Raw genomic sequence first — 19,999 nt, forward strand, 5'->3', positions numbered from 1 at the left:
GTACCACTACCCCCCGAGCCAAGGATTCAAAGCCAGGTGCTCATGCTCAAACGCCTTGATCTGCTCCCGACGCTGCAAGGTCGTACCGATAGCATCCAGCCCCAGCAACAACGCCGTCTTGCGCAACGTATCAATCTGAAACGGGATAACCTCCCCGCCAGCCAACCGAATCTCCTGCGCCCCCAGATCCACGCTGATCTGCGCCTGCTCCGGCTGGCTCACCGTCTGCCCCAGCTGCTGCAACACCGCCTCCTCCAACGTGATCAACAGCACCCCGTTACGCTGACAGTTGTCATAGAAAATCCCGGCAAAGCTGCTGCCAATCAGCGCCCGAATGCCCATCTGCTTCAAACCCCACACCGCATGCTCCCGGCTCGAACCACAGCCAAAGTTCGGCCCCACCACCATAAAGCTCGCACCCTGCCAGGCAGGTTGGTTCAACACAAACTCAGGATTGAGCTCACCCGACGGCAAAAACCGCAGGTCAAAGAACAGCCCACGATCCAACCCGTTACGGTCAATACCCTTGAGAAACTGCTTGGGCATAATCACATCGGTGTCGATATTGGCCGCCAGCATCGGCGCAGCCTTGCCGGTGACCCGGGTAAACGGTTGCACGCTCATGTACGATCTCCAAAATGGCGAATATCCGTCAGGCGGCCAGTAATGGCGGCCGCGGCAACCATGGCCGGGCTCATCAAGTGCGTACGTGCACCCGCGCCCTGGCGGCCTTCGAAGTTGCGGTTGGTGCTGGAGGCGCAGCGGTCGCCCGGCTCCAGCACGTCATCGTTCATCGCCAGGCACATCGAGCAACCGGACTGGCGCCATTCAAACCCGGCGTCGATAAAGATCGCGGCAAGACCTTCGGCTTCAGCCTGGTCACGCACTTCGGTGGAGCCCGGCACGATCATCGCCCGTACGTGGTCGGCCACATGCTTGCCGCGCACCACACTGGCAGCATCGCGCAGGTCTTCGATGCGGGCATTCGTGCAGGAACCGATAAACGCATGGCTGATCACGATTTCGCTCAACGGCATGCCGGCTTCCAGGCCCATGTAGTTCAAGGCGCGGCGCATGTCCTGGCGCAGGATCAGGTCGCTGACGTCTTGCGGGTCGGGCACGCGGGCGCCGATGGGCGAGGCCTGGTCGGGGCTGGTGCCCCAGGTGACCATCGGCTCCAGGGCGGTGGCGTCCAGTTGCACTTCGAGGTCGAACACCGCGTCGGCATCCGAGTGCAACTGGCGCCAGCCCACCAACGCGCGTTCCCACAATTCGCCCTTCGGCGCGCGGGGCTTGCCCTTGAGGTAGGTGAAGACTTTTTCGTCCGGCGCCATGAAGGCACCACGCGCGCCCGCTTCCACCGCCATGTTGCAGATGGTCATGCGTGCCTCGACGCTCAGGGCGTCGATGGTCGAGCCGCAAAATTCGATGGCGTAGCCGGTAGCACCCGAAGCGCCGATCTTGCCGATCAGCGCCATGATCACGTCCTTGGAGGTCAGGCCGTGAGCCAGCGCGCCGTCCACGGTTACGCGCATGCTCTTCAAGCGCTTGTAGACCAGGGTTTGCGAGGCCAGCAAATGCTCGATTTCCGACGTGCCAATGCCAAAACCGAACGCGCCCAATGCACCATAGGTGGTGGTATGGCTATCGCCGGCGGCAATCACCATGCCCGGCAGGATAAAACCCTGCTCGGGGGCGATCACGTGCTCGATGCCCTGGCGCTTGTCGAGGATGTCCAGCAGCTCAATCCCGAAATCCCGGCAGTTTTCCGCCAGGTACGACACTTGGCGCGCGCCACCCGCATCCGGCATGGTCGCGATGCGCTTGGGCGTGGTCGGGTTCACGTGGTCAACCACCGCCAGCGCGGTGCCGGGGCGCCATACACCACGGCCCGCCTCGCGCAAGCCGCTGAAGGCTTGTGGGCTGGTGTATTCGTTGATCACCTGGCGGTCGATGTACAGCAGCACATGGCCCTGGTCATCCAGGCGGCACACCGTGTGGGAGTCGATGTGTTTGTCGTAGAGGGTTCTGGCAGAAGTCATTATTGGGCTCGCTCAACGGTATGGCTCCATGATAGGCAGCGCCCCCGCCCCATCAATCCCGCCTTGGTGATGACTCGGAACATGTTTCGTGTTGCATGAATGAGTATCTGAAACATTTACTTTCATATCCGGCTTAGGGTTTTGGGTTTCTCATCCGTCTTAACTTAGATACAGCCTCTCGCGTCAGCAAAAGCTACGGGTGGCGTTTTCCGGGCCTTTACCGCCTCCCTCCGATCAAGACCCTCACTCACATGTCGAAGAAGTCACGCTCAAAACTCTGGTTTCTGGTGCACAGCTGGCTGGCATTGCCCATCTGGTTCTTTGTGCTGATCGTCTGTGTCACCGGCACCCTGGCGGTGGTCAGCCAGGAAATCGTCTGGCTGGCCAACCCGGACATCCGCGCCAGCAAACCGTCGGACGATGCCGAGCTGCTCACCTACGACCAGGTGATCGGTGCCATCAAGCGCGCCGAACCCCAGGTGATCATCGAATCCCTGAGCCGCCCGGACGAATCGCACTTCGCCCTCACCGTCGACCTCAGCTACCCCGACGGGCGCTCGCTGGAGGTCTACGTAAACCCGTACACCGGAGTCATCCAGGGCATCAGCCCGTCTTTCAACTTCCAGCGCTTTACCCGCGCCCTGCATGGCTGGTGGCTGGTGCCGTTCACCAACGGCTTCAGCTGGGGCTGGTACCTGGTGTCGTTGCTGGGCTTGCCGCTGCTGGCATCGCTGGTCACCGGCCTTGTGGTCTACAAGCGCTTCTGGAAAGGCTTTTTCAAGCCGACGTTGCGCTTTAACCATGGCGCACGGATCTTCTGGGGCGACTTCCACCGGTTGAGCGGCATCTGGTCGATCTGGTTTATCGCGGTAATCTCCATCACCGGCACCTGGTTCCTGATCCAGGCAATCCTCAGCGATAACCAGATCACCATTTCCAGCGAGCCGATCGTCCCCGCGATCGCCCGCGACAAAGTGCCAATGTCCGCCCCGGGCGTACCGGCACCAATGATTGCGCTGGACGACGCAATCAACATCGCCACCCAGCATATTCCGGGGCTTGAGGCCAGCTTTGTGAGCCTGCCCAGCAACGCCTATGGCCACCTGCGCATCGGCGGGCGTGGCTGGTACCCGCTGATGTTCCAGACCGCAGAAATCAACCCGTACAACGGCGAAATCGCCGCCTCGCACCTGCTGTCCGACCGTTCGGCCCTGGAGTTCGTCACCGAATCCATGCGACCGCTGCACACCGGGGATTTTGGCGGGATATGGATCAAGCTGATCTGGGCCTTCTTCGGCCTGGTGTTGAGCATGATGGTCTTGAGTGGCCTGCTTATCTGGACCAAACGCACGGCCCTGGCCACCCTCAACGCCCTCAAGCGCAGCACCAAGGCGCCCCGGCAACCGGCGCAACTTCCCGCCATGCAGGTTGAAACTTCGCAGGGCAATCGATGAACAAGGCCACGACAGTTCAACCGCCTTCGCCCCTGCGGGCCTTCTGGCTCAAATGGCGCTTCCATATCAATATCCTGCTGCTGCTGGTGCCCCTGGGCTTCATGCCCAAGTACTTTGCCGACGCTGCCCTGTTTCGCGGGGACAGCGGCCTGGGTGAACGTGAGATTGGTGACGTGCAGGTCGGCCCCTGGAGCGTGAAGCTCGCCGAATTGCGTAACGAGCCTCCTCGCCCCAACCCCGCGGGCCCGATGAAATCCTTCAATGCCGCCCTGTGCGACACCTGTACCGAGCAGGTCAAGGCGACCTACCTGCGCATTGGCAAGCCCCGCAGCCTGCGGGCTGCCGGGGTGATTTTCTTCGGCACACCGTATCGCATGGGCGCCCTGCTGCCGATCCCTGAACGCACCCCGCTGGACGCACAACTATGGATCACCATGGAAGGCTGGGACGGCGCCATGCACCAGGCCTCCATTCCCTTGAGCCAGGCATCGCCGACCACTATCGCCTGGCTGAACACACGAGGAGTTAAACCATGACTTTGCAGCAACTGGCTCGCACCTGTGGCGCGCTGATCCTCGGCGCCGGTTTCAGCACCGTTGCCCTGGCCCACAACCCGATGTGCGAATGCAAGGAAGTCGCCGGCGAGCAAATCCAGTGCACCGGCGGGTTCTCCGATGGCAGCGGCGCCCCGGGCGTGACCTTGGACGTGATCGGCTACGACGAAACCATTTTGGTGCCCGGCAAGCTGGGGGAAGACTCAAAACTGACCTTCAAGAAGCCGTCCGCCGAGTTCTACGTGTTGTTTGATGCCGGCCCCGGCCACGTGGTGGAAATCGACCAAGCGGATATCCAGCCCCAATGAGCAGTACTACCCAAGTCGTACGCCCGGCCGGTGCCGGCCACGAAACCCTGTATGTCCTGCTGTTGTGCCTGGTCATCCTGGCAGTTGCTGGCACGGTGGTGGCATTGCGTGGTGAACGCCAGGTGCTCGCCGTCGTGCCCAGCCACCAACTGGACGCACGCCGCGACCTCAGCGCCGCCGAGCAAGGCATCTACGCCGACCTGCGAGTGACCCTGGATGAAATCCACTTGCTGCAGGAAGAACACAGCGCCCTGCCCACGCCAGGGCAACTGGCCGAAGAAGGCTTTGCGCCCTTCGCCCAGGACGCCAGTTCGATGAGCCGTGGCGACCACCGCTGGCAGTTGCTCGACGCCGCTTACCTGGGCCTGAGCCAGACACCGGACCTCAGTGGTTCGGTGCTGATGCGTATCAGCGGTGCCGAGCCGGATATCTGGCTCAACCGCAGCGCCAACCTCACCGCCCCCGCCGACCTGTCTGACCAGGCACTGACCAATGCGGGCTGGCAACAGGTAGTCGCGCAATTCGATGCCGGTGTCACCCGCCAGCATCGTCATTGAATTCACGTTGTAGCCGAGAGAAGCCCATGTCCATTTCATCTCCATTATTACGCCTGGTGCTTGCGGGTTTGTTCACACTGCTGCTCGCACCGCTGGCGAGTGCCGACCCTGCCAAGCGCCTGCGCATCGGCATCACACTGCACCCGTATTACAGCTACGTGGCCAATATCGTCGGTGACAAGGCCGAAGTCGTCCCGCTGATTCCGGCCGGTTTCAACCCTCACGCCTACGAGCCCCGCGCCGACGACATCAAGCGCATCGGCACTCTGGATGTGATCGTGCTCAACGGCGTCGGCCATGACGATTTCGCCGACCGGATGATCGCCACCAGCGAGCGGCCGGACATCCCGGTGATCGAAGCCAACGCCAACGTGCCGCTGTTGGCCGCCACCGGCAATGCCGCGCGCGGTGCCGGCAAGGTGGTCAACCCGCACACCTTCCTGTCCATCAGCGCGTCCATTGCCCAGGTGAATAACATCGCCCGGGAACTGGGCAAGCTCGACCCGGACAACGCCAAGACCTACACCCAGAACGCCCGCGCCTACGGCAAGCGCCTGCGCCAGATGCGCGCCGACGCACTGGCCAGGCTCACCAGCGCACCCAACCCCGACTTGCGGGTGGCCACAGTGCACGCGGCGTATGACTACCTGCTGCGGGAGTTCGGCCTGGAAGTGACCGCTGTAGTGGAACCGGCCCACGGCATCGAGCCAAGCCCCAGCCAGTTGAAGAAAACCATCGACCAACTGCGGGAGCTGGACGTGAAAGTGATCTTCTCGGAGATGGACTTCCCGTCCAGCTACGTCGACACCATCCAGCGTGAATCCGGAGTGAAGCTGTACCCGTTGTCGCACATTTCCTATGGCGACTACAGCGCTGAAAAGTACGAAGTGGAAATGACCGGCAACCTCAACACCGTGGTGCGCGCGATTCAGGAGTCCGGGGCATGACAGCAGTTGAACACTTGAGTGTGGCCAGCGTTGGCCCGACCCTCGACTTCGATAAGGTGGCGCTGACCCTGGGCCGTACGGTGATCCTCGACGCGGTGAGTTTCCAGGTCTGGCCCGGCAGCATCCATGCGCTGGTGGGGCCCAACGGCGGCGGCAAAAGCTCGCTGATCAAGACCTTGCTGGGGCAAACGCCACACCAGGGCCAGTTGAGCCTGCATTGGCCTGGCGCACCCGGCACCATCGGCTATGTGCCCCAGGCGCTGGAGTTCGACCGCGGCTTGCCGATGACCGTCGACGATTTCATGGCCGCGATGTGCCAGCGACGTCCGGCGTTTCTCGGGCTGTCCAGGCATTACGCGGGCGCAATCGGCGACGCGCTGGAGCGGGTGGGCATGCAAGACAAGCGCAAACGGCGCATGGGCGCCCTGTCTGGCGGCGAACGCCAGCGGGTGCTGCTGGCCCAGGGCCTGATCCCGGCGCCGCAATTGCTGGTGTTGGACGAACCGATGTCGGCGCTGGATGAAGCCGGTATCCAGGTGTTCGAGCGGTTGCTGCGCGACTGGCGCCAGGCCGGCATCACCGTGCTGTGGATCGAACACGACCTGGAAGCCGTCGGCCGCCTGGCCGACCGCGTTACCGGCCTGAACCGCCGTGTGTTGTTCGACGCAACGCCCAAGGAGGCGCTGACCCCGGACCGCCTGCTGACCCTGTTCTCAACCCACCCACGGAGCCCGGCCTTATGAGCTACGAAGCCTTTCGCTTGATGGTCCAGGGCTGGGCGTCATCCGGGTACTTGCCCGAAGCGCTGGCCTATGGGTTTGTGGTCAACGCCCTGCTCGCCGGCCTGCTGATCGGCCCGGTGCTGGGCGGCTTGGGCACCCTGGTGGTGGTCAAGCGCTTTGCGTTCTTTTCCGAAGCCGTGGGCCATGCGGCGCTGACCGGCGTGGCAGTGGGCATTCTGCTGGGGGAACCCTACACCGGGCCTTACGGCAGCCTGTTCGGTTACTGCCTGCTGTTCGGGATCCTGCTCAACTACTTGCGCAACCGCACCGGGCTGGCGCCGGATACCTTGATCGGCGTATTCCTGTCGGTGTCCCTGGCCCTGGGCGCGAGCCTGCTGTTGATTCTGGCAGGCAAGATCAACGTGCACATTCTCGAGAACGTACTGTTCGGCTCGGTGCTGACGGTTAACGGCAATGACCTGCTGGTGCTGGCGATTGTCGGTTCGCTGGTGATGGCCCTGGCCTTGCCGCTGTACAACCGCATCATGCTCGCCAGCTTCAACCCGCAACTGGCGGCGGTGCGCGGGGTGGCGGTGAAGACCCTGGATTATCTATTTGTGATCCTGGTGACGCTGATCACCGTTGCGGCGGTCAAGGTCATTGGCGCGATCCTGGTGGGCGCTTTGCTGGTGATTCCCGCCGCCGCCGCGCGCTTGTTGAGCCAGTCGCTCAAGGGCTTCTTCTGGATCTCGGTGGTGATCGCCACCGTCAGCACTCTGTGCGGGATCCTGCTGCCGATCATCTTCGACCTGCCAATTCCGTCCGGTGCCGCCATCATCCTGGTCGCCGGTATCGCCTTCGCCCTCGCCGCCATAGCCCGCGGCACGGTCCCCAGCCTGAAAGGGAATCTTGGATAATGCGCCCGATTTTTCGACCACTGCTTCTGGCCCTGGCCATTGCCACACCGGCGCTCGCTGCCGACGGCATCAAACCGCTGCAGATCGTCGCCAACCAAGGCATCGGGCACGCCGCCTTGAACAAGGCCCGCGCGACAAAACCGCTGAAAGTACTCGCCGCGCTGCCGATCACCTATGGCCTGGCACAGGTGCTGCTCAACGGCACCGACGTGAAGCTTGAACGCGCAGCGCCGGCCAACCTGCCCGGCTCGCGGCAAGTGGCCTATTTCACCGGGCGTGGTGCGCAGGCGCTCAACACGCTTGCCCTGGACGCCGACGCGGCCATCGGCCTGCGCTCGTTATGGCCGGATGACCCGCTGTACCCAGTGGCCCGACGCAGCAATATCCGCATCATCGAAGTCGACGCTGCCCGCCCGGTGGACGGTGGCTTGCCGGGCATTGCCGTGCAGCCGGGTGCCACCGACGGCCTGAACAGCCAGCCGTGGCAATCAAGCAACAATATGGGGCGCATGGCCGATGTGATGGCCGCCGACCTGAGCCGCCTGGCGCCCGCGGCCAAGCCGCAGATAGAGGCCAACCTGGCCGCGCTCAAGCAACGCCTGCTCAAGCTCACCGCCGACAGCGAGGCGCGACTGGCGAAGGCCGAAAGCCTGACGGTGGTCAGCTTGAGCGATCACTTGGGTTATCTGGTGAGCGGGTTGAACCTGGAACTGGTCAGCACTGAGCCACGGGCGGATACAGACTGGACACCCGAAGCGTTGCAGCATTTGAGTGAAAGCCTGAAGGAGAACGAGGTAGCCGTGGTGTTGCATCACCGCACGCCAAGCGATGCGGTACAGGCGGCGGTCACGGCGGGCGGGGCGAAGTTGCTGGTGCTGGGCACCGATGGCGCAGACCCGGTGGCGGAGCTTGAGGGCAATGTGGAGCAGGTGATCAAGGCGCTGTGATCCTGATTCCTATAGGCAAAACATAGTAAATGTGGGAGCGGGGTTGCTGTGGGGAGGGGGCTGCTTCGCAGCCCAGCGCGGGGCAAGCCCGCTCACCACAGTAAGCCCGCTCACCACAGTAAGCCCGATCACTACAGTAAGCCCGCTCACCACAGCAAGCCCGCACACACGTTTGGATCTATGTTTTGCCCGAGGTCCGGATCAGCCCGTCAGTGCCTGGCTGTCCATCTTCTGGCGCAGACTCAACGGGCGCATGTCGGTCCACACTTCTTCGATGTAGGCCAGGCACTCTTTCTTCATTCCGCTTTTACCCACCGTGCGCCAGCCTTCCGGCACGGCCTTGTAGTCGGGCCAGATGGAATATTGCTCTTCATGGTTGACCACTACCTGAAACAGGATGTCTTCGCGGTCGAATACTGAGGTCATTACGGTTCTCCGTCGGTGTAATGTAAGAAGGAACGTGCCAGCCCGGTAAAAAATTAGAAGCTGGCAACGGCTGCCGCCAGCGCACGACCAAAAATCTCGGCCACACGGTCGATTTCTGCGGCGGTGATCACCAGCGGCGGCAGGAAACGCACGACGCTGCCATGGCGCCCACCCAGCTCAAGAATCAACCCACGCTTAAGGCATTCGCGCTGCACCAGCGGCGCCAGGTGGCGATGCACCGGCGGATGGCCCTGGGTGTCGAGTGTGCCCGCAGGATCCACCAGCTCCACACCAAGCATCAGCCCACGGCCTCGAATGTCCCCCATCTGCGGGAAGTCGCGTTGCAGGATGCGCAGGTGTTCGCCGAGGCGCTCGCCCATGGCCGCCGCATGGGCAGGAATGTCATGGTCCTTGAGGTAGCGCATTACCGCCGACCCGGCCGCCATGGCCATCTGGTTACCCCGAAAGGTCCCGGCATGGGCCCCCGGCAACCAGGTGTCGAGCCAGTCGCGATACACCACCACCGCCAGTGGCAGGCTGCCGCCGATGGCTTTGGACAGTACGACCACGTCCGGGACAATGCCGGCGTGTTCGAAGGCAAACATCTTGCCGGTGCGACCAAAACCACTCTGGATTTCGTCGACAATCAACGCCACACCGGCTTGTTCGGTAATGCGCCGCAGGCCGCGCAACCAGTCGAGATCGGCCGGGATCACGCCGCCCTCGCCTTGCACCACCTCGACGATCACCGCCGCCGGCAGCAACACACCGGCCTCGGGATCGTTTAGCAGGTTTTCCAGGTAATGCAGGTTGACCTTGACCCCTTCCGCCCCGCCCAGCCCGAACGGGCAACGGTAGTCATAAGGGAATGGCAAAAATTGCACGCCATTGCCGAGCAAGGCGCCCAGCGGCTTTTTCGGCCCCAGGCTGCCCATCAGGCTCAGGGCGCCCTGGCTCATGCCGTGATAACCGCCCTGGAACGACAACACCGTGCTGCGCCCGGTGGCGGTGCGCACCAGTTTCAGCGCGGCTTCCACCGCGTCGGTGCCGGTGGGGCCGCAGAACTGGATCTTGGCTTCCCGCGCCAGCGCCGGTGGCAGCAGGCCGAACAGGTCCTGCACGAATTGATCCTTGACCGGCGTGGTCAAGTCCAGGGTGTGCAACGGCAATTCATCGCTCAACACCTGGCGAATCGCCTCGATCACCACCGGGTGGTTGTGCCCCAATGCCAGAGTGCCGGCGCCGGCCAGGCAATCGATAAAGCTGCGCCCTTCAACGTCCTCGACATAGATCCCCCGGGCGCGTTTGAGCGCCAGGGGAATGCGCCGGGGATAGCTGCGGGCATTGGATTCCTGCTGGCGCTGGCGGGCCAGCAGCGGGTTTTCATCGAACTGGTAGAGCGTTTCCGCAGGGACCGCCTGGGTCTCCTCGATACGGCTGGTAGCGACTGACATCTCTCGATCCCTCAATACGCTGATGATGGTGACCAAACTGCCAACCCGTTGGCGCTTGGCCCAAAGGCAGCGCACGGATTTCCTGTTCTGGAAACGCATCAGCGAAGGGAGGATTTACACCCGCAGCGTTAAATCCCGCATTTACTTCAGCCCATTCCTACATGAATGTGGGAATACCCTTAAATCCCTGTGTATTTTTCATTCAAGGCATACAGAATCGCGCACGTCTCGCCGTCCAGTTGTCCGCAATAATCACGGGGCCGAAAGTGCATCTGGAACGCCCTGATCCGTTGTCGGAAGCCTTGCCGGTCTTTTGCAGGTGCATAACCGTAGCGTTGAAACGCCCGTTCAACCTCCATTTCCGGCGGCAACCCCATGGAAAATCGTCGCGCGTAAGCTGCCTTGACCGGCTCATCGAACCAGGCACCCACGCCTGCCTCGAACAGGCAGCGCCATGGCAGCCGTGGCCCAGGGTCGCTCTTGCGCCAATAGGCAACGTCGCAATGCCCGAGGATGTCGGTGGGAGCCATCGCCGGGTAACGCACCTGAATGTCACGAATCAGGGCTATCAACACGTCGATCTGCTCTGCGCCATACGCCGGGAAGGTAAACACACCGGCGTCATCCCGGGCCTGGTTGACGACTTCAATGCCGATGGAGCGGCTATTGAGGTTGTCGCGCCCGGCCCAGTGGCTGGTGCCGGCATGCCAGGCGCGTTGCGTTTCGTCCACCAGGCGAAATACCCGTAGCTCGTCGTAGCCGGCGGCGTGGTAGCTGGCGTCATCGGGGTCGGCCAACAAGTAGTGCGCGCTGACACCGTCGCGGGTCAGCGTGCGCAATGAAGAGGCAAAGGGCGCAGCGGTGTAATGCACGATCACCTGGCGCACAGCTTCGCCATTGCGCTCATTAAAGTCTTTTGCGGAATACGTGGAGTCGATAACCAACATGGGGGCTGTCCTTTTCAACACAGGCTGAGTCATTCAGCCCGTTCAAACACAAAAAAATTACCGCCATCCTGAAGCGTTGCGCTTGAGGATGGCGGTAACTATGTATGCCGCGAAAAGAAGGGTTCAGCGACGCAATGGCATGCCCAGGTCGACACGCATGCCATCGGCCTGGCTGTCGAATTCCAACGAGCATGAACAGCGCTGCACAATCGCCTGGACGATCGCCAGCCCCAGGCCGCAACCCGGGCTGCTGCCGTTGCGCCAGAAGCGCTGGGTCAAATGTTGCAAGTCTTCGCTGGAAATCGGCGCGCCGTGGTCACGCACCCGGAACACCACATTGTCGCCCGTGCTCGACACACTCAGTTCCACCCGAGTATCCGCCGGCGTATGACGCAGGGCGTTGTCCAGCAGGTTGCGCAAGGCGGCGACGGCCAGCCCTACTGGCATTTCCACTGGTTTATCGCAGAGGCTGTCCGACAGGATCAGGTCAATGCGCTGATTATCGCCGCCGTTGGCATCCTGGATCGCCAGTTGTGCGACTTGCTCGGCGCTCGATTGCAGGCCGTCATCAAACGACAGGCTGCCTTCGACCCGCGCCAGCAGCAGTAATTGCTCCAGGGTCCGGTGCAAGCGGTCGGCGCCTTCCTCCGCGTGGGCCAGGGACTGGTCACGCGCAGCGCCTTCGGTCATACGCGCCACTTGCAGGTGGGTCTTGATCGCGGTCAGCGGGCTGCGCAGTTCGTGGGCGGCATCGCCGGTCAGGCGGCGCTCGCGCTCGATGGTCTTGGCGATGCGTTGCAGCAATTGGTTCTGGGTGTCGAGCAGCGGCTTGAGTTCGCTGGGCAGCGGGCTGATCTGCAAGGGCTCGAGGGAGTCGGCACTGCGGCGCATCAAAGCATCACGCATGCGGTTGAGCGGCAACAGGCTTTGGCCGATCCCCAGCCACAACAGGCACAGGCAACCCAGCAGCGCCACGCCCACCGGCACCGATGCGGCCAGCAGGATCGACAGGTTCAAGGCTTCACGCTCTACCTGCCGGTCGGCAGTGGTGATAAACAGATCGCCACGGGACAGAGTAAAGCTGCGCCATCCCACGCCATCAATCATCTGGTCGCGAAAGCCGCTCTTGCGCGACTCCAGCCCTTGGTCCGGAGCGGTGTGGCTGCGGGCAAGAATCACCCCGCGCAAGGAGCTGACCTGGCACGCCATGCCACCCGGCACATTCAATTGCCCGGCGCTGAAATGCGCGCCCTCGCCCGTGCTGGACAAGCCCGGCATCTGCTCCATCAAGCCGGCGACCATGCGCGCCGATGCCACCAGGCGCTGGTCCAGGGAGAACATCATCTGGTTGCGCAGGTCGTTGAGCATCCACGCGGCGGCCAAGGCCCAGATCAGCACAAAGGCCGCACCGAGCTTGAAGGTCAGCCGCAGGCGCAGGCTCATCACGAAGCGTCCTTTCCTGCGGCAGCCGGGCCCAGTCGATAGCCCAGGCCGCGCACGGTTTCGACGATGCCGTTGCCGAGTTTGCGCCGCAGATGGTGGATGTGCACGTTGAGGGCGTTGCTTTCCAGCTCGTCGTTAAGCCCGTAGACGCTGTCTTTGAGCTGCTCGCTGGACAGCACGCGGCCACGGTTTTGCAGCAGGGCCTGCAACAGCGCCTGCTCGCGGCGGGACAGGTCCACCGACTTACCGCCCAGCAGTGTTTCACGACTGCTGGGGTTGTAGGTCAAGCGCCCGTGTTCAATCACGTTGACGCTACGCCCGGCCACCCGCCGCAACAGGGTGTGCAGGCGCGCGGCGAGCTCGCGCAGGTCGAAGGGCTTGAGCAGGTAATCGTCAGCACCGGCCTGCAGGCCATCGACCCGGTTCGTCACCGAGTCCCGCGCGGTCAGGATCAGCACCGGAATTTCCAGGCCCTGGCTGCGCAATTGCTGCAACAGCTTCAAGCCGTCTTCATCCGGCAGGCCGAGGTCGAGTACCATCACGTCGAATTCCGCCACCTTGAGCATCGCCCGGGCGGCCGAAGCCGTGCCGACGCGCTCCACGGTCAGCCCCTGGGCGCCGAGCCCGGCAACGATGCCGCTGGCGATCAGTTCATCGTCTTCACAGACCAGTACGTGCATGGTGAACCCTTTGCAAAATATGAGGGTGATTAAAAAGGCAGCGGATTAAGCGCGCATTATGCTGCCTGCGCACGTAAACCCGGATAATCCCGTCTTTCTAGGATAGCCCGGTTAATCATCGGTTAATCAACGCCACACATTGTGTGTCCCACTTGCTTCGAACTAAGGCTTGATCATGCGGCATCTGTTTATCTTTCTGCTGGTAGTGTTTGCTGGATTCGCCCAGGCCGCGCCGGGCAACAATCCTTTCGAGACCAAACCCGATTTCCTCCCGGTGGGCAAAGCCTTCACTTTTACCTCCGAGCGCCTGGCCTCCGGTGAAACCCAGCTGTTCTGGCAGATTGCCGACGGTTATTACCTGTACCAGCAGCGCATGAAATTCGACGGCCTGGCCCAAAAGCCGACGTTACCCCAGGGCGAAGCGCACAGCGATGAGTTCTTCGGCGAACAGCAAGTCTATCGCCAAGGCCTGGAAGTGAAGATTCCTGCTGGCGCCACCGGCCAGGTTAAAGTCGGCTGGCAAGGCTGCGCCGATGCCGGCCTGTGCTACCCGCCGCAATCGATCACCGTGGACCTGGGCGGCAACCCCGCCGTCGCCGCTACCGGCCAGGCCCAGGACCAAAGCCTGGCCAGCGGCCTGCAACAGCGCAGCCTGGGCTGGAGCCTGCTGGTGTTCTTCGGCCTGGGCCTGTTGCTGGCTTTTGCCCCGTGCTCCTTGCCAATGTTGCCGATCCTCGCCGGCCTTGTGGTCGGCAGCGGCGCCAGCCCACGACGCGGCTTTGCGCTGGCCACCAGCTACGTGGTGTGCATGGCGCTGGTGTATGCCGCCCTCGGCGTATTGGCCGCACTGCTTGGCGGCAACCTCGCCGCCCTGCTGCAAACCCCGTGGATCCTCGGCAGCTTCGCCGCCTTGTTTGTGATCCTGGCCTTGCCGATGTTCGGCTTCTTTGAACTGCAACTGCCCACATTCCTGCGGGACCGCCTGGACAACGTCAGCCGCAACCAGAGCGGCGGCAGCCTGGTGGGTGCCGGCGTGCTCGGTGCCTTGTCGGGCCTGCTGGTGGGCCCATGCATGACTGCGCCCCTGGCCGGCGCCCTGCTGTATATAGCCCAAAGCGGCAACGCCCTGCACGGCGGCCTGATCCTGTTTGCCATGGGCATCGGCATCGGCGTGCCGCTGTTGCTGCTGGTGACCATGGGTAACCGTTTCCTGCCCAAACCCGGCACCTGGATGAACATCCTCAAGGGCATCTTCGGCTTCCTGTTCCTCGCCACCGCCGTGTTGATGATTCGCCCGGTGGTCGGCGAAACCCTGTGGCTTGGCTTGTGGGGGGTGCTGGCGCTGGTCATGGCCTATTGCGGCTGGCGCCTGGCCCGGGATTTCGGGCGCACCGCCATGCTGTTCGGTGCCGGCTCGCTGGTGCTGGGCCTCTGGGGCAGCGTATTGGTGATCGGCGCAGCGGGTGGCAGCGACGACCTGTGGCAACCACTGAAGGTCTACAGCGGCTCACGGGTGGCCGGTGCTCCCACCGCCCACGAAGCCTTCATGACCATCAATGACCCGGCCGTGCTGCAAAGCCAGCTCGACAGCGCCAAGGCCCAGGGCCAATGGGTGCTGGTGGACTACTACGCCGACTGGTGCGTGTCGTGCAAGATCATGGAAAAACAGGTGTTCGGCAAACCCGAGGTACTGGACGCCCTCAGGGACGTACGCCTGCTGCGCCTCGACGTCACCGCCGACAACGCCGCCAGCCGCGAGCTGCTGGGCCGCTACAAGGTCCCCGGCCCGCCGAGCTTCGTCTGGATCGGCCCCGACGGTGAGGAGCGCCGCGCCCAGCGCATCACCGGCGAAGTCGACGCCGCTGCCTTCCTGCAACGCTGGACCCAAGCCCGGGAAGCCCTCTGATGCTGACACTGACCATCGGCACGTTCGCCATCGCCCTGAATCACTTGCTGCTGATCACGGCGTTGATCCTCGCCACCCTGGTGGGCTGGCGGGTGGCCAAGCGCGGCGGCGAGAACCCGGAGTCGGTGCTGTTCACCCTGTTTTTGCTGGGGATGCTCGCCGCCCGCGTCAGCTTCGTGTTGATGTACTGGGCGTACTACCAAAATGACCCGCTGCAAATCGTCGACCTGCGCGACGGCGGCTTTCTCGCCTGGCCAGGCGTCATCGCGCTGGTCCTCGGCGCCCTGATCTACGGTTGGCGCCGCCCGCTATTGCGCAAGCCACTGAGCGCCGGGGTGATCACCGGCCTGGCGTTCTGGGCCTTGACCAGCCTGTCCCTGACCCTCTACGAAAAAGGCACCCAACTGCCGGATATCACCCTGCGCAACGCCAACGGCGAAACCGTGCAACTGGCCGACTACAAGGGCGGCCCGCTGGTGATCAACCTGTGGGCCACCTGGTGCCCGCCGTGCCGGCGTGAAATGCCGGTACTGGAAAGCGCCCAGCGCCAACGCCCGGACGTGACCTTCCTGTTCGTCAACCAGGCCGAAAGCATGCAAAGCGTCGCCACTTACCTGGCGACCCAGGGCCTGAACCTGGACAACGTGCTGTTCGACGCCAGCGGCCGCCTCGGCCAGGCCGTCGGTTCCATGGCCTTGCCCACCACCCTCTTCTATCAACCTGACGGCCGCCTGATCAACAGCCACCTGGGCGAGTTGTCCCAGGCCAGCCTGGCCCGCGCCATGGAGCGCTTCGAGCCGACCACCGCCAAACCGGCCCTGCCGGCCACCACAAGGAATTCGCCATGCTCCGCCTCCGCCACCTGCTGACCCTGTTGCCCCTGACACTGGCCGCCACGCTTGTACAGGCCGAAGACTGGCCGGCGCCGATCAAAAACATCGAAGCCAAGGGGGCCAAGATCATCGGCAAGTTCGATGCACCCAGCGGCCTCACGGGTTATGCGGCGCAATACCAGAACCGCGGCATGGCGCTGTACCTGACCGCCGACGGCAAAAGCGTGATTGCCGGCAACCTGTACGACGCCGATGGCAATGACCTGAGCACCGCGCCCCTGGAAAAACTGGTATATGCGCCCATGGCCAAGGAAGTCTGGGCCAAGATGGAACACAGCAACTGGATCCAGGACGGCAACAAGGATGCGCCGCGCATCGTGTACCTGTTCAGCGACCCGAACTGCCCGTACTGCAACATGTTCTGGGAACAGGCACGGCCGTGGGTGAAGTCGGGCAAGGTACAGTTGCGGCACATCATGGTGGGGATTATTCGTGAGGACAGCCCGGGCAAGTCGGCCGCGCTGTTTGCCGCCAAGGATCCCCAGCAGGCGCTGGAAGCCCATGAGTCGGCCGGTAAAGGCAGCAAGTTGCAGGCGCTGGAGAAGATCCCGGCGGATATCCAGGCCAAGCTTGATTCGAACATGAAGCTGATGGACGAGCTGGAGTTGTCGGCGACGCCGGCGATTTTCTATCTGGATGACAAGGGCGGATTGCAGCAACAGCAAGGGGCGCCGTCGCCGGATAAGTTGGTGAAGATTCTGGGGCCGAAATAAGCGGCGACCGGTCTGACGCCATCGCAGGCAAGCCAGCTCCCACATTTTGAATGTGTTCACAATCCAAAATGTGGGAGCTGGCTTGCCTGCGATGAGGCCGTCACAAACAGCGAAGATTCAGCGCCTTACAACCCCTCCAGCTGCGCCATCAAATCACTCAGCCGATCCGCCTTCTGCGCGCTGATCTCATTCGCGGCGAGCCCCTCGATATACCCCGCAACGGCACATCCCGCTGCCGCTTCTTCTGCACCCGTGAAGCAATCTGCGTGGCCAGCAACGAAATCCCGGCGGATATCCATGCCAGGCTGGATTCGAACATGAAGTTGATTGACAAGGGCGGTTTGCAGCAATAGCAAGGGGCGCCGTCGCCGGATAAGTTGGTGAAGATTCTCGGGCCGAAATAATCAGCCCTCGCCTGTAAAGACAATGCTCGCATCGAAGCGGGCATTGTCTTTTCAGCGCGGATTAAATCCCCTCGACCAGGAAATCATCCATGTACCAATCGTTGCCGTCCTTGGCGCCTTCGTGGCTATAGATTTCCAGCAGCACGGGAGCGATCGCTGCCGTGAACGTGAAGCTCAATGTGTGCCAGTTCAGGTCAACCAACTCTTCCATCGGTGTTTGTTGAATGGAGTCTTTGCGCAACGATAACTTGGGCGTCGCGAACTCAACGCTGTACCGTCGAACCCGTACGGAAAACCGGTAAGTGAAACCGCTCTCCAAATCCAAGAAGCGCCGCTGCAGGATCGGGCCGAAACTGTTATCGGTGTTTGTGAAATTCCTGGCTGCGTAATCCGGCTTGCCGTCAGGTCCTGTCCCCATATATTCAATGCCGATGTCCCTGGCATCGGGTGCGCCTGACCCTACGGTCCATAAACCCAAGGTCTGATCGTTGAAATCCGTCAGGTCTCTGTACTGCTTGCGCAACAGCAACATCAGCACAGGGAACACAATTGCTTCGCTCACATGGGAGCTGCCGTCCGCCGTAACCTTGAACACGATGTTCAATACGGACCTGTGGCGAAACTTTTCCAGTTCCTCACGAGGCAGAATGTGCGACAACCCATGGTTTGCCTGCTCTTGCGTGATCGGCTCATTGACCAGCAGCTTGAGGGTACGGGACGACCCGTCGAGCAAGGTTCCCGTACATCCCAGCGAGGCCTTTTGCCCCTCCAGGATGAACCACCAGGCTTGCAGCGTAATCTCGGCATCCCCGGTAAAGTTGCGCAAGTCCAGTGTCCCCGGGCCACCGGGCAACTGAATGGCCTGCGGCACCTCTGGCGCAGGCAAGCGCTGCGGGACACTGATCTGTAGCTCCAGGTCAGCTGATGTGACGTGCTTGCATGCGCTCGCGACGCTGTAACTGACGGGCACTGTTTTGCCGCTTCCAGCGATTACAGCCTCGCGGGGAATGGTGAAGTCAACGTACTTCGGATCAGTGTTACCCGGCTTGGGTGCCAACGGCAGGCAACTACCGTCCGATTGTGTCCAACACACGCTGATCTCGTCATGAGCACTGATGTGGTCATATTCCACCCGTGCCGTCACGCCATCACGGCCATTCCATACCGTCAACTGCGAGCCCACGGCCTCCCGAATGGTCAAGGGTTTCAGGACCAGGTCTTCCTGATGAATATCCAGGTGCAGCACAGGAAACGGCTCGGCGCTGGCCCTGTCGGACCGGCCATCGAAGTTCACCGCAAAATGCACGTCAAAGCGGCTGCAATCGGCCAGTTTTTGCAGGTCGCGGCGGGACAGCAGCGTACTGACGCCATCCTGCAGCCATTGCTCGGAGAGAGGCTCGCCGTCCAGCACATCGAAGCAATAAGGCGCGCCATCTTCCCGCTCACCGGTTACACACATCCAGCAGGGCTGCCCCAAGGCGCCGTAGGCATAGACCGCCACCGTCAGTTGCGCGTCCTCCTGGAACGTATTGAGGTCCAGCGTACTGCCCGTGGCCTGTTCCACTTGCGGCTTGGGCAGGCCGGAGATATTCAGGATTTTTACCTGTCGCGGCAGCGACGACCCTGTGTGCCCTTCCCGCCGGACGGTGTAGCGGACCGACACCTGCTTATTGAAATTGGCACTGATGGCTGACGCCGGCACGTTAAAATCAACAAAGTCCCGATTGTCAGCCTGCTTGCACTCGAGTACCGGAGTGCCTGCCCCGGCAGTCCCTTCCCAAAAGGCACAAACCCAGTCGCACGGGCACATGTGCTCATAGCTGACGCGAACCGTCGCACCCTCCCGGCTATTGACCGGATTCAGCGCATAGCACTCAGGCGTGACCTGTGTAGCCTCCACCACAGAAGGCTCGAGCAAGTCCAGGTGAGCGTCGGTACGCAAGGTCAGCAACAGCGACGGGAACGACCGGTAGACCCCGGTACTGGCCGGCTGGAACCTCACGCTGAAGAGAAGAAAAAGCTCACTGTGATTTTTGAGTTTCGCCAACTCATCCAGTGACAAGGTTCTGCGCCACCCACTGCGTACGTCTTCCTCGGTCACTGGCTCGGCAGCAAAAGGATAGAGCCGCGCCTCCGAGCCGTCAGCGTAGGTAGCGCTGATAAAGACATGGACAAGCTGATCGAAATAGATAAACGCCCAAGGAGCAACATAAATCACCGGGTCTTCACCACACAGGGAATACAGATCCAGGACGCCGCCTGAGGCTTGCAGAATCTGCGGTTGCGGCAAATTGGACGGCAGCTTGATGAACACATCGGCAGCGAGAGAAGGATGTTCCTCGCCATCGCGGGTAACGACATAGGAAAACAGCGCAAAGTTATCAATGCGCACTCCCACGTCATGCGGTAAGACATGGAACTCGACCGAGCCCCCTTCGACGCCATCCCTGGAGGCAATCGGCGCGTATTCCCCAGGCGTCGTCTCCCAGCGCAACGCAATACTGTCGGTGTTGAGCATCCCGTCGTAGGACACGAGGACTGTGGCCCCCTCCAACAATGCGAGCGGGTCAACCTGAGTTTGCCCCTCAAACCCGACCAGTTGTGGCTTGGGCAGATCAAGGGTCAACGTTGATGACTTGGGCATGATGGAACTCCCTTTCAATGAGTGATGGTGCTGCCCATCAC

General features: G+C 62.1%; 19 protein-coding genes and 1 pseudogene. 12 read left to right on the top strand and 8 right to left on the bottom strand.

Annotation, left to right across the window (positions count from 1 at the left end):
• Positions 1–6: 6 nt before the first annotated feature.
• Together leuD and leuC are read right to left on the bottom strand one after the other, a co-directional pair.
• Positions 7–624 (bottom strand): 3-isopropylmalate dehydratase small subunit, encoded by a 618-nt coding sequence (gene leuD / locus RGV33_RS23065; RefSeq protein WP_322146293.1) that lies wholly within the window; start codon positions 622–624, stop codon positions 7–9.
• Positions 621–2,042, bottom strand: coding sequence for a 3-isopropylmalate dehydratase large subunit (leuC, locus tag RGV33_RS23070; RefSeq protein WP_322146294.1), 1,422 nt, complete (start codon positions 2,040–2,042; stop codon positions 621–623). Before leuC ends, leuD begins: the two co-directional genes overlap by 4 nt.
• Positions 2,043–2,293: 251 nt before the next feature.
• Between leuC and RGV33_RS23075 the strand changes: the two genes are divergently transcribed.
• From RGV33_RS23075 to RGV33_RS23110, 8 genes are read left to right on the top strand one after another with little or no spacing between them, the layout of a single operon-like run.
• On the top strand, positions 2,294–3,496 hold the full coding sequence (locus tag RGV33_RS23075; RefSeq protein WP_322146295.1) for a PepSY domain-containing protein: 1,203 nt from the start codon (positions 2,294–2,296) through the stop codon (positions 3,494–3,496).
• Complete coding sequence (locus RGV33_RS23080) at positions 3,493–4,032, top strand: thiamine pyrophosphate-binding protein (protein WP_322146296.1); 540 nt, start codon at positions 3,493–3,495, stop codon at positions 4,030–4,032. Before RGV33_RS23075 ends, RGV33_RS23080 begins: the two co-directional genes overlap by 4 nt.
• Positions 4,029–4,358, top strand: a complete 330-nt coding sequence (locus RGV33_RS23085; RefSeq protein ID WP_322146297.1) for a hypothetical protein — start codon at positions 4,029–4,031, stop codon at positions 4,356–4,358. The genes RGV33_RS23080 and RGV33_RS23085 overlap by 4 nt, the downstream gene beginning before the upstream one ends.
• Positions 4,355–4,915, top strand: coding sequence for a DUF6162 family protein (locus tag RGV33_RS23090; protein WP_322146298.1), 561 nt, complete (start codon positions 4,355–4,357; stop codon positions 4,913–4,915). Before RGV33_RS23085 ends, RGV33_RS23090 begins: the two co-directional genes overlap by 4 nt.
• Before the next feature lie 26 nt (positions 4,916–4,941).
• Positions 4,942–5,862: a metal ABC transporter substrate-binding protein gene (locus RGV33_RS23095; RefSeq protein WP_322146299.1), complete on the top strand. Its 921-nt coding sequence runs from the start codon at positions 4,942–4,944 to the stop codon at positions 5,860–5,862.
• Positions 5,859–6,605, top strand: coding sequence for a metal ABC transporter ATP-binding protein (locus tag RGV33_RS23100; protein ID WP_322146300.1), 747 nt, complete (start codon positions 5,859–5,861; stop codon positions 6,603–6,605). The genes RGV33_RS23095 and RGV33_RS23100 overlap by 4 nt, the downstream gene beginning before the upstream one ends.
• The gene (locus tag RGV33_RS23105; protein ID WP_029300631.1) at positions 6,602–7,501 is read left to right on the top strand and encodes a metal ABC transporter permease; all 900 of its coding nucleotides are present in this window, start codon (positions 6,602–6,604) and stop codon (positions 7,499–7,501) included. The genes RGV33_RS23100 and RGV33_RS23105 overlap by 4 nt, the downstream gene beginning before the upstream one ends.
• On the top strand, positions 7,501–8,448 hold the full coding sequence (locus tag RGV33_RS23110) for a metal ABC transporter substrate-binding protein (protein ID WP_322146301.1): 948 nt from the start codon (positions 7,501–7,503) through the stop codon (positions 8,446–8,448). The genes RGV33_RS23105 and RGV33_RS23110 overlap by 1 nt, the downstream gene beginning before the upstream one ends.
• A gap of 201 nt (positions 8,449–8,649) precedes the next feature.
• Here RGV33_RS23110 and RGV33_RS23115 read toward each other — a convergent pair whose 3' ends face one another.
• The 5 genes from RGV33_RS23115 to RGV33_RS23135 form a co-directional block, all read right to left on the bottom strand.
• Positions 8,650–8,874 (bottom strand): MbtH family protein, encoded by a 225-nt coding sequence (locus RGV33_RS23115; RefSeq protein WP_322146302.1) that lies wholly within the window; start codon positions 8,872–8,874, stop codon positions 8,650–8,652.
• Between the two features lie 53 nt (positions 8,875–8,927).
• Complete coding sequence (locus RGV33_RS23120; protein WP_322146303.1) at positions 8,928–10,328, bottom strand: aspartate aminotransferase family protein; 1,401 nt, start codon at positions 10,326–10,328, stop codon at positions 8,928–8,930.
• A 179-nt stretch (positions 10,329–10,507) separates the two neighbouring features.
• A complete protein-coding gene (locus RGV33_RS23125) occupies positions 10,508–11,275 on the bottom strand; it encodes an N-acetylmuramoyl-L-alanine amidase (protein ID WP_322146304.1) in 768 nt (255 codons plus the stop codon).
• 123 nt (positions 11,276–11,398) lie between these two features.
• Positions 11,399–12,718: an ATP-binding protein gene (locus RGV33_RS23130; RefSeq protein ID WP_322146305.1), complete on the bottom strand. Its 1,320-nt coding sequence runs from the start codon at positions 12,716–12,718 to the stop codon at positions 11,399–11,401.
• Positions 12,718–13,398 carry a response regulator gene (locus tag RGV33_RS23135; RefSeq protein ID WP_322146306.1) on the bottom strand — a complete coding sequence of 227 codons (681 nt, stop codon included), beginning with the start codon at positions 13,396–13,398 and terminating at the stop codon, positions 12,718–12,720. The genes RGV33_RS23130 and RGV33_RS23135 overlap by 1 nt, the downstream gene beginning before the upstream one ends.
• Before the next feature lie 175 nt (positions 13,399–13,573).
• Here RGV33_RS23135 and dsbD point away from each other — a divergent pair, with 175 nt between their 5' ends.
• The 4 genes and pseudogenes from dsbD to RGV33_RS34335 all read left to right on the top strand — a co-directional run.
• The gene (gene dsbD, locus RGV33_RS23140; protein ID WP_322146307.1) at positions 13,574–15,304 is read left to right on the top strand and encodes a protein-disulfide reductase DsbD; all 1,731 of its coding nucleotides are present in this window, start codon (positions 13,574–13,576) and stop codon (positions 15,302–15,304) included.
• The gene (locus RGV33_RS23145) at positions 15,304–16,173 is read left to right on the top strand and encodes a TlpA disulfide reductase family protein (RefSeq protein WP_322146308.1); all 870 of its coding nucleotides are present in this window, start codon (positions 15,304–15,306) and stop codon (positions 16,171–16,173) included. Before dsbD ends, RGV33_RS23145 begins: the two co-directional genes overlap by 1 nt.
• Positions 16,149–16,910: a thiol:disulfide interchange protein DsbG gene (gene dsbG, locus RGV33_RS23150; protein WP_017479476.1), complete on the top strand. Its 762-nt coding sequence runs from the start codon at positions 16,149–16,151 to the stop codon at positions 16,908–16,910. Before RGV33_RS23145 ends, dsbG begins: the two co-directional genes overlap by 25 nt.
• Positions 16,911–17,179: 269 nt before the next feature.
• Positions 17,180–17,314: pseudogene (locus RGV33_RS34335) on the top strand (thiol:disulfide interchange protein DsbG); the annotation flags it as partial.
• Between the two features lie 61 nt (positions 17,315–17,375).
• Here the strand turns inward: RGV33_RS34335 and RGV33_RS23160 are convergent.
• Positions 17,376–19,958 (bottom strand): hypothetical protein, encoded by a 2,583-nt coding sequence (locus RGV33_RS23160; RefSeq protein ID WP_322146310.1) that lies wholly within the window; start codon positions 19,956–19,958, stop codon positions 17,376–17,378.
• Between the last annotated feature and the right edge of the window lie 41 nt (positions 19,959–19,999).

This window comes from Pseudomonas sp. Bout1, from assembly GCF_034314165.1.
Lineage (GTDB): Bacteria > Pseudomonadota > Gammaproteobacteria > Pseudomonadales > Pseudomonadaceae > Aquipseudomonas.

Bases quoted from the DNA above. Each gene is read 5' to 3' on its own strand.
- leuD (WP_322146293.1), bottom strand. From the start codon at position 624: ATGAGCGTGCAACCGTTTACCCGGGTCACCGGCAAGGCTGCGCCGATG.
- leuC (WP_322146294.1), bottom strand. From the start codon at position 2,042: ATGACTTCTGCCAGAACCCTCTACGACAAACACATCGACTCCCACACG.
- RGV33_RS23075 (WP_322146295.1), top strand. From the start codon at position 2,294: ATGTCGAAGAAGTCACGCTCAAAACTCTGGTTTCTGGTGCACAGCTGG.
- RGV33_RS23080 (WP_322146296.1), top strand. From the start codon at position 3,493: ATGAACAAGGCCACGACAGTTCAACCGCCTTCGCCCCTGCGGGCCTTC.
- RGV33_RS23085 (WP_322146297.1), top strand. From the start codon at position 4,029: ATGACTTTGCAGCAACTGGCTCGCACCTGTGGCGCGCTGATCCTCGGC.
- RGV33_RS23090 (WP_322146298.1), top strand. From the start codon at position 4,355: ATGAGCAGTACTACCCAAGTCGTACGCCCGGCCGGTGCCGGCCACGAA.
- RGV33_RS23095 (WP_322146299.1), top strand. From the start codon at position 4,942: ATGTCCATTTCATCTCCATTATTACGCCTGGTGCTTGCGGGTTTGTTC.
- RGV33_RS23100 (WP_322146300.1), top strand. From the start codon at position 5,859: ATGACAGCAGTTGAACACTTGAGTGTGGCCAGCGTTGGCCCGACCCTC.
- RGV33_RS23105 (WP_029300631.1), top strand. From the start codon at position 6,602: ATGAGCTACGAAGCCTTTCGCTTGATGGTCCAGGGCTGGGCGTCATCC.
- RGV33_RS23110 (WP_322146301.1), top strand. From the start codon at position 7,501: ATGCGCCCGATTTTTCGACCACTGCTTCTGGCCCTGGCCATTGCCACA.
- RGV33_RS23115 (WP_322146302.1), bottom strand. From the start codon at position 8,874: ATGACCTCAGTATTCGACCGCGAAGACATCCTGTTTCAGGTAGTGGTC.
- RGV33_RS23120 (WP_322146303.1), bottom strand. From the start codon at position 10,328: ATGTCAGTCGCTACCAGCCGTATCGAGGAGACCCAGGCGGTCCCTGCG.
- RGV33_RS23125 (WP_322146304.1), bottom strand. From the start codon at position 11,275: ATGTTGGTTATCGACTCCACGTATTCCGCAAAAGACTTTAATGAGCGC.
- RGV33_RS23130 (WP_322146305.1), bottom strand. From the start codon at position 12,718: ATGAGCCTGCGCCTGCGGCTGACCTTCAAGCTCGGTGCGGCCTTTGTG.
- RGV33_RS23135 (WP_322146306.1), bottom strand. From the start codon at position 13,398: ATGCACGTACTGGTCTGTGAAGACGATGAACTGATCGCCAGCGGCATC.
- dsbD (WP_322146307.1), top strand. From the start codon at position 13,574: ATGCGGCATCTGTTTATCTTTCTGCTGGTAGTGTTTGCTGGATTCGCC.
- RGV33_RS23145 (WP_322146308.1), top strand. From the start codon at position 15,304: ATGCTGACACTGACCATCGGCACGTTCGCCATCGCCCTGAATCACTTG.
- dsbG (WP_017479476.1), top strand. From the start codon at position 16,149: ATGCTCCGCCTCCGCCACCTGCTGACCCTGTTGCCCCTGACACTGGCC.
- RGV33_RS23160 (WP_322146310.1), bottom strand. From the start codon at position 19,958: ATGCCCAAGTCATCAACGTTGACCCTTGATCTGCCCAAGCCACAACTG.